The organism is Paenibacillus sp. DMB5, from assembly GCF_001517085.1.
GTDB lineage: Bacteria > Bacillota > Bacilli > Paenibacillales > Paenibacillaceae > Paenibacillus_AQ.
Window position 1 is genome coordinate 141,377 of sequence record NZ_LRAC01000087.1, and the last position, 7,326, is coordinate 148,702.

Annotated in this window: 6 protein-coding genes; 5 read left to right on the forward strand and 1 reads right to left on the reverse strand. The window is 52.0% G+C overall.

Annotated elements, in window-relative coordinates; translation table 11 throughout:
- Nucleotides 1-188: 188 nt before the first annotated feature.
- A complete protein-coding gene (locus AWJ19_RS08765) occupies nt 189-1,064 on the reverse strand; it encodes an aldose 1-epimerase family protein (protein WP_068722953.1) in 876 nt (291 codons plus the stop codon).
- A gap of 216 nt (nt 1,065-1,280) precedes the next feature.
- On the opposite strand from AWJ19_RS08765, the gene AWJ19_RS08770 reads away from it, so the two are divergent.
- From AWJ19_RS08770 to AWJ19_RS35740, 5 genes are all read left to right on the forward strand, one after another.
- Nucleotides 1,281-2,507 carry a Zn-dependent hydrolase gene (locus tag AWJ19_RS08770; RefSeq protein WP_068722955.1) on the forward strand — a complete coding sequence of 409 codons (1,227 nt, stop codon included), beginning with the start codon at nt 1,281-1,283 and terminating at the stop codon, nt 2,505-2,507.
- Between the two features lie 194 nt (nt 2,508-2,701).
- The gene (ald, locus tag AWJ19_RS08775) at nt 2,702-3,835 is read left to right on the forward strand and encodes an alanine dehydrogenase (protein ID WP_068722957.1); all 1,134 of its coding nucleotides are present in this window, start codon (nt 2,702-2,704) and stop codon (nt 3,833-3,835) included.
- Between the two features lie 504 nt (nt 3,836-4,339).
- Nucleotides 4,340-5,602 (forward strand): helix-turn-helix domain-containing protein, encoded by a 1,263-nt coding sequence (locus AWJ19_RS08780; RefSeq protein WP_082707783.1) that lies wholly within the window; start codon nt 4,340-4,342, stop codon nt 5,600-5,602.
- A 127-nt stretch (nt 5,603-5,729) separates the two neighbouring features.
- Nucleotides 5,730-6,455, forward strand: coding sequence for a hypothetical protein (locus tag AWJ19_RS08785; protein ID WP_068722959.1), 726 nt, complete (start codon nt 5,730-5,732; stop codon nt 6,453-6,455).
- A gap of 356 nt (nt 6,456-6,811) precedes the next feature.
- On the forward strand, nt 6,812-7,326 hold a 515-nt coding region (locus tag AWJ19_RS35740), incomplete at its 3' end, for a collagen-like protein (RefSeq protein ID WP_198536524.1).

Here is a 7,326-nt window from a genome sequence, read left to right on the forward strand (position 1 = left end):
CACACGTGTGATGTACGTACATTGTTGAATGGACGCAATGATTTGTAATTATATTACTATCACAGTTAAAAGATTGTATATACTACTTTAGTTTACTTATAACTGCTTAGTTTCACGCAAAATAAGGCGCCCCAGTGCCGAAACCGGCTGCCTGAAGCGCCATATGGCCCTGTGAAAAACGGGCAAAATCAGTTGATTTCCAGGGTCAGTGAGCTGTTGAATTGACCACCTTCCGGCAGGGTGATAATGCCGGTTTTGTCCTTCAGCTCCCCGCTGAAATCTTCCCCGTCCGCGATGCCCTGCCATGGCTCAATGCAGACAAAGGGGGCATTTTTCGGCTGCCAGAGGCCGAGGTCCGGGAAGCCCTTGGAGGTGACAGTCACGCTTCTGTCAGTAAGCTTGCTTTTAAGAGCAATTGTACCGGACTTCACATTCCGGAAGACCAGCGCTCCGTCCAGAAACAGTTCATGGGAGAGAGGCAGAAGCTGCTCATTATTCAGTACAGGCGTGCTTTTTCCGCTGATGACGAGGCCGGCATCATTCAGGAACAGCCGCTCCAGACGCTCCTGCTCGGAGAATTCCAGGTAATAATCGGTGATCGCGCCCTGTCCGTCCAGCGGGCAGTTAAAGGCAGGATGTGTACCCAGCTGGAAATGAATTTCCTGCTCATCGGCATTCTCCACACGGTAGCTGATCTCAAGTCTGCTTCCGCTCAGAATGTAGGTAAGGAACAGATTAAACGAATACGGATAGCTGGCCAGTGTCTGCCCGCTCTGCGAAAGCTGGAAGACAGCCTGAGTATCTGTGGCCTCAACAAGTGTGAATTCGCTGCGTCTGGCAAAGCCGTGATTGCCGATGGTGTAGGTGCTTCCGCCAGTCCGGATCTCTCCGCCGCGGGCTGCCCCGATGATCGGGAACAGTACCGGGGAACGGCCTGTCCAGAATTCCGCATCGCCGCTCCAGATATATTCAGTGCCGGTTGCCAGCAGCTTGAAGCTGACCAGCTCAGCTCCCAGCGAATTGATGACTGCTTCGGCGGAGCTGCTGCGCAGTGTAGTGTTCATGTGTTAAATCCCCTTCCATTCATTATTATAGAATTCATCCTGCATTCACGTTATAGCAGCACATATTCTACCAAACTCTTCCGCCATGTTCTAACAGAACGTGAATATTTACCAAAAAACATTATTACAGACTGTACAGTGATTATAATTGGCATTGGTATAACATATAGAGAAAGCATTAATCACATGATCGTCCGAAGCGGAGGGGATTATAACATGCAAATGCAGCAGTTATTGGTGAACGGCGGGAGGCTGAAGAATACAATTGAGGCTTTTGCCGATTTTGGACGTACGGATCACAATGGTGTGACCAGACTGTCGCTGTCGGAGCAGGATGTGCTGGTGCGGGGTTACTTCCGTTCCTGCTGTGAAGAGCTTGGTATGACGGTCAAAGTGGATGATATGGGCAATATGTATGCTACGCTTGCCGGCAGGGAGAAGGGGCCGCCCGTAGTCATCGGCTCCCACCTGGATACGGTGAAGAAGGGCGGCCGATTTGACGGGGTGCTCGGCGTAATTGCCGGGCTTGAAGTCGTTAGAACACTGGTTGACCATGGTATAACGCCACGTCTTCCGGTAACCGTGATGAACTTCACCAATGAGGAAGGGGCACGCTTCGAGCCTTCGATGATGGCTTCAGGCGTATTGTCGGGCAAGTTCGACAAGGCAGCCATGCTGCAGAAGAAGGACCCGGAAGGAACGACCTTCGAAGAGGCACTGCTGGCCAGCGGCTACGCCGGAGAGGCAGAGAACCGGATTAAGGAAGCAACGGCTTATCTGGAGCTGCATATTGAACAGGGACCGGTGCTGGAGCGCGAGCAGCTTACGATCGGCCTGGTGGACTGCGTAGTCGGCATGGCCTGTTATGAAATTGAAGTGACCGGCGAATCGGACCATGCCGGAACAACGCCGATGAATATGCGCAAGGACGCGCTATTCGCAGCCGCAGACCTTATCACTGAGCTGCGGGCCAGGCTGGGCGGGCTTGATTCCGGGCTTGTATACACCATGGGCCGGATGAACGTGCTGCCGAATATTCACACGGTCATTCCGAACAAGGTGATTTTTACGGTGGAAGCCAGACATAAGGATATGGACATTGTCCGCGAGGTGGAAGAGATTATAAGCGGTCTGCCGGAAGAACTGCTGGGCTGTACTGTTCAAAAAAGCAAGCTGTGGGGCCGCGACACGGTCTGGTTTGACCCTCACCTCTGCAGTCTTGTGGAGCAGGCAGCTGTCACACTTGGATATTCTCACCGTAAAATAGCCAGCGGGGCGGGCCATGATGCCCAATTCGTTGCCGGATTCCTGCCGTCGGCGATGATCTTTGTGCCCAGTGTGAACGGTAAAAGCCATTGCGAGGAAGAGCTAACCTCCTACGAAGATTGCGAAAAGGGCGTCAATGTCGTGCTGGAGACAGTGCTTGCGGTGCTCAGGGGCTAATGTGTTAATAACGTAAAGGACACCGTGGGCGGTGTCCTTTTTTATGTTTTGTCTTGCGGTAAAAAGCCGCCGCCCCATTGTGTAAAAACACAATCATGGCAGATAATGTTTTTCTTTTTACCCAAAATGTAATAGAAAACAGTATGTTATGATTCTTCACATAAGAGAATTACACAAGACGGGAGCGATTAACAATGATTATTGGCGTACCTAAAGAGATCAAGAATAACGAAAACCGTGTTGCGATTACACCTGCAGGTGTTGTCAGCCTGGTAGCTGAAGGCCATAAAGTACTGGTGGAAGCCGGAGCCGGAACGGGCAGCGGATTCCTGAACGAAGAATATGCTGCAGCCGGTGCCGAGCTGATTGCAGACGCAGCTGCGGTATGGGCTGCCGCTGAAATGGTAATGAAGGTTAAAGAACCGCTGGAAAGCGAATATGGCTACTTCCGTCCGGGCCTGATCCTGTTCACCTATCTCCACCTGGCTCCGGAGCCGGCGCTTGCCGCTGCACTGAAAGACAAGGGCGTATTTGCAATCGGCTATGAAACGGTAGTGGACGGCCGCACGCTGCCGCTGCTTACACCAATGAGCGAAGTGGCTGGCCGGATGTCCGTGCAGCTGGGGGCACAGTTCCTGCAAAAGAACTACGGCGGACAAGGCATTCTGCTATCCGGTGTTCCCGGCGTCAGCAGAGGCAAGGTCAGCATTATCGGCGGCGGTGTAGTCGGAACAAATGCCGCGAAAATGGCGATCGGCCTCGGCGCCGAAGTAACGATTATTGACCTGAGTGCTGACAGACTGCGTCAGCTGGACGATATTTTCGGCTCGCAGATCAGCACGCTGATCTCCAACCCTTACAACATTGCCAAAGCCGTAGCTGAAGCCGACCTCCTGGTAGGTGCAGTGCTGATTCCGGGCGCCAAAGCACCGAAGCTGGTTACTGAAGAAATGGTCAAAGCGATGAAGCCGGGCTCGGTTATCGTCGACGTAGCCATCGACCAGGGCGGAATCGTCGAAACGATTGACCGCGTAACAACCCATGACAATCCGGTATTCGAGAAGCATGGCGTGCTGCACTATTCCGTAGCCAATATGCCGGGAGCTGTAGCCAAAACATCGACCATTGCATTAACCAACGTAACCGTTCCGTATGCACTGCAAATAGCAAATAAAGGTGTATTCCAGGCGATCGAAGACAATGCCGGCCTGAAGAGCGGCGTCAACGTAGCTAACGGCAAAATCACCTGTCAGGCCGTAGCGGAAGCTCTTGGGGAAGAGTACTTCACGGTAGAGAAAGCAGTAGAGCAGGAGTTCACTCTGATCTAGCATTGTGTTCAGCCTGAGCATAGAGAGAAGAAAGGCATACAGGAACCTATAGAGAGCAGAGGGGTATACTTTTGTGGGCCGGCGGCATCCGCCGGTTTTTTTTGTTGCTGTAAACCCTGAGTACAGGGCAGGAAGGCGGGATACATGATCTTATTTTCCCGAAAGAAGCCATTCGGCTGAGCTAACGGACCCCAGAGCTCTTATTTTCTCCCCAAGCCCCCTTTATACTCCGAATTTCGGTATATAAGGTCGCTGGTGTCCGTTAGGATAGATAAAAAGCGGTTTTTCCATAAATAAGCGCATCTGAATCCGTTAAAGCAGACAGTATGCTAACAAGTTAACTTGTAGGTTGAAGGGCTATTATACCAGGAAATGTTTTTACAAATAAACCCTTTACGTGTAAGGTTTTCTTTCATAAACCTATAGCCAGCTGCCAATCTGAGTAATATAATGTAAACACCTATACGTACAAGATCCGGTATTCTTCAGGCTGGGGTGGGAACATTGACAGAAACAGAGGCAGGGCTAACATTTGACCGTTTTTTTGACAGTATGGAATCCTTGGCGGATACCATCAGCGAATCGCTGCAGTCCCAGGTAACAATAGAGGATAGTAACCACCATGTCATTGGTTATAGCTCCCATCAGTTTGAGAGTGATCCGGCGCGTATCTCCACCATTATCGGCAAACGTGTGCCCAACACTGTTATCATCGGACTCCGCAAAAAAGGCGTTATGCATCAGCTTGAAAATACCGCGCATCCCATCCGCATTCCGGCCGTAATGGAGGTTGGCCTTGGTCCGCGCCTGGCCATGTGCATCAAGCATCAGCAGGAGATTCTGGGTTACATCTGGGTCGTTGACCGCGGAAACCTCGCTGAAGGGTATGCCGAGGGGGTAGTGGAGAAGGCGGCGGGTATCGCCGGACGTTATCTGCTTAAACAGCGTGGCTGGAAAAACAGGCAGGACAAGGCGTTCGAGGACTTTTTCTGGAAGCTTCTGACCTCGCATTATGACAGTGAGCCGCGTATCCGCCAGGAGGCGGAGAGCTGGTCCATTCTGCTGCCGGAGAGCTATTACATCGGGGTAATCGAGAGCGACAGAGTGATTGGTGAGTCCTTTCTGCTGCGTCTGCGGCAGACGATGGATGCTTACGCCGGGCAGCGACTGCTGTTTGTGACGGCTGAGCATAACCGGCTGATTCTGTTATTTTCTTTTGTTTTCCCGGTGGATGAAACGGCGGTTCTGTCCTCGTTCGTGCACAAGCTGCTTGCGGACATGAGCCGCAGTGAAGGCTGCAGGCTTGCAGCCGGATGCAGTCCCGGTTACCGGGAATATACCTCAGCCGCAACGGCCTACCGTGAAGCCCTGGCGGTGCTGGAGATCAAAAAGCTGCTCCCTTACCATGCCCGCAGTCTGCTGCTCTACGATGAAATCGGCTTTTGGGCCTATGTTCCGGCGATGATTGAACAGAAGCGCAGCCGGCCCCGCCGCAGTGCGTTGCTGGAGCCGGTTAAGGCGCATGACCGTGAGCACAAAAGCGATTTTCTTAAAACCATTGCGGTCTACCTCACCCTGGACGGGAACCTGAAGGAGGCTGCCGCATTTTTGCATATCCATACCAACACCCTGATGTACCGGCTGAACCGGATCGCCGAAATTACCGGCAGAAGCCTGAAGGAGACGGATTACCGGACTTCGGTCTATCTGGATCTGCTTACGGAGGAGACGGCGCAGGTGAACGGGTGGTTTCCGTTTATTAGTTGAAGGTTTAACTGCTCCATATCTACTCAGCTCAAAGAACGTAAATAACCAAAGTAGCAAGCACCAATGGACGCCCTGACACGTACAATAACCTATATTCTGTGAAGGAATCAGGAAAGGGGCTGACAGAATGGGGTTAGGCTATGGCTCACCCGGCGGTTCGAGCTTTGAGCAGCAGATGCGGGCAGAGATAATAGAGGCGGCAATTTTAATGAGTGTAGGCAAAACGGATTTCTCCAATTTTAAAAACTCCCGCTGCAATCCACAGTATTGGAACCGTACGGCTGGCGGCGGATTTGAATTGAAGCCGGGAGTGCGCCCTTCAGCGGCGATTAACGATATTTTTGTGAATGGTCAGCTGTATGCGTTTGAATGTGCAATGGCGATGGTGATGATTCTTTACAAAGCGACCATTGCTTCAATCGGGGCAGAGGCGTTTGACCGCTATTTTACGGACCTTTATCTCTGGGACTGGAATTATGACAGCAATCTGCAGATGATCACTACCTTCAACAAGTATGAGATGCAGGCGGGGGATGTTGTGTATTTCAAAAATCCTGACCATGACCCGGAGCTGCCGGAGTGGCAGGGTGAAAATGCCATTATGCTTGGTGCGGACCGCTACTACGGGCATGGACTGGGCATCAAGAGTGCTGAGGAAATGATCACTTCTCTTAACAGGAAAAGAGTGCCGGGCAGCCGGACGTCTGCTTATTTGACGGATGAGGCGCTGCACCCGAATTTCGACTATATCAGCGGACTTGCGGCGAGAAGCGGTGTGCCGGCGGTAAAGGGGAACAGCGGGAAAAATACAGTATATTCGAGAATCGGTGTCCGGACTTATATTTATAAGTAGCCTATCCGGCAATGGCCGGGGATTAAATCAATATGATGCTAAACAAGGACTGTTCTTAAGCTGCGGCTGGAACAGTTTTTTTGTGCGCTTCAGCCTGATTTGCTGTGAGTGCCGCTGATAAGTCCACACCGAACAAACCAGCCGGAATATTACTATATAAATCACTCAGCCGGCCGCCGCCGGTTAAGTCGTCCAAGCTGTGGAACGGGTGGCTTATAAGCGGCAGGGAGGCTGAGAGAGGGAGGAATGGCCGTAAGCTGGCGCGGCAGTATGCCCGTTCTGCGTACAAAAGCCATTCTATTGCTGTGCAGTGAACAGTGCAGATTCATAATCTAAAACGGGGAAGTGGTGTTGGAATGAGCTTTTTATCAACCGGGCCGATAGAAAATAATCCGGTCGGCGGGGTAAGACCAACTCAGATGGTGACCGTAAGAGTAGACAACCGGAGCGATACCAATGCATCCACAGTGTCAATTCAGGGTTATTACATGAGCGGTGGAACACGGGTCCTCTATGTTAGTCAGGCGCTTAATATTGCTGCAAATCAGGTAGTCACTGTCAATTATTTTGCCGATCTGGATGCGTTTGAATTTACCTTTACTACGCCTACCGCACCTCCGGCAAGCGATCCCGTGCAGATTTCACTGTGGGGAAAAAGCAGCACCGGACAGCTGGTAACTGCACACCGTCTGGTATCTGCCGAGCTGCTCGGTGAAACCGCAGGAATTACCGGGCCTGCCGGTGCAACCGGAGCGACAGGTGCGCCAGGTGCAACAGGTGCAACGGGAGCTGGTGTGACCGGGGAGACCGGGGCAACCGGGGTAACCGGGGCAACTGGAGCGACTGGGGAGACGGGTGCGACAGGAGCAAC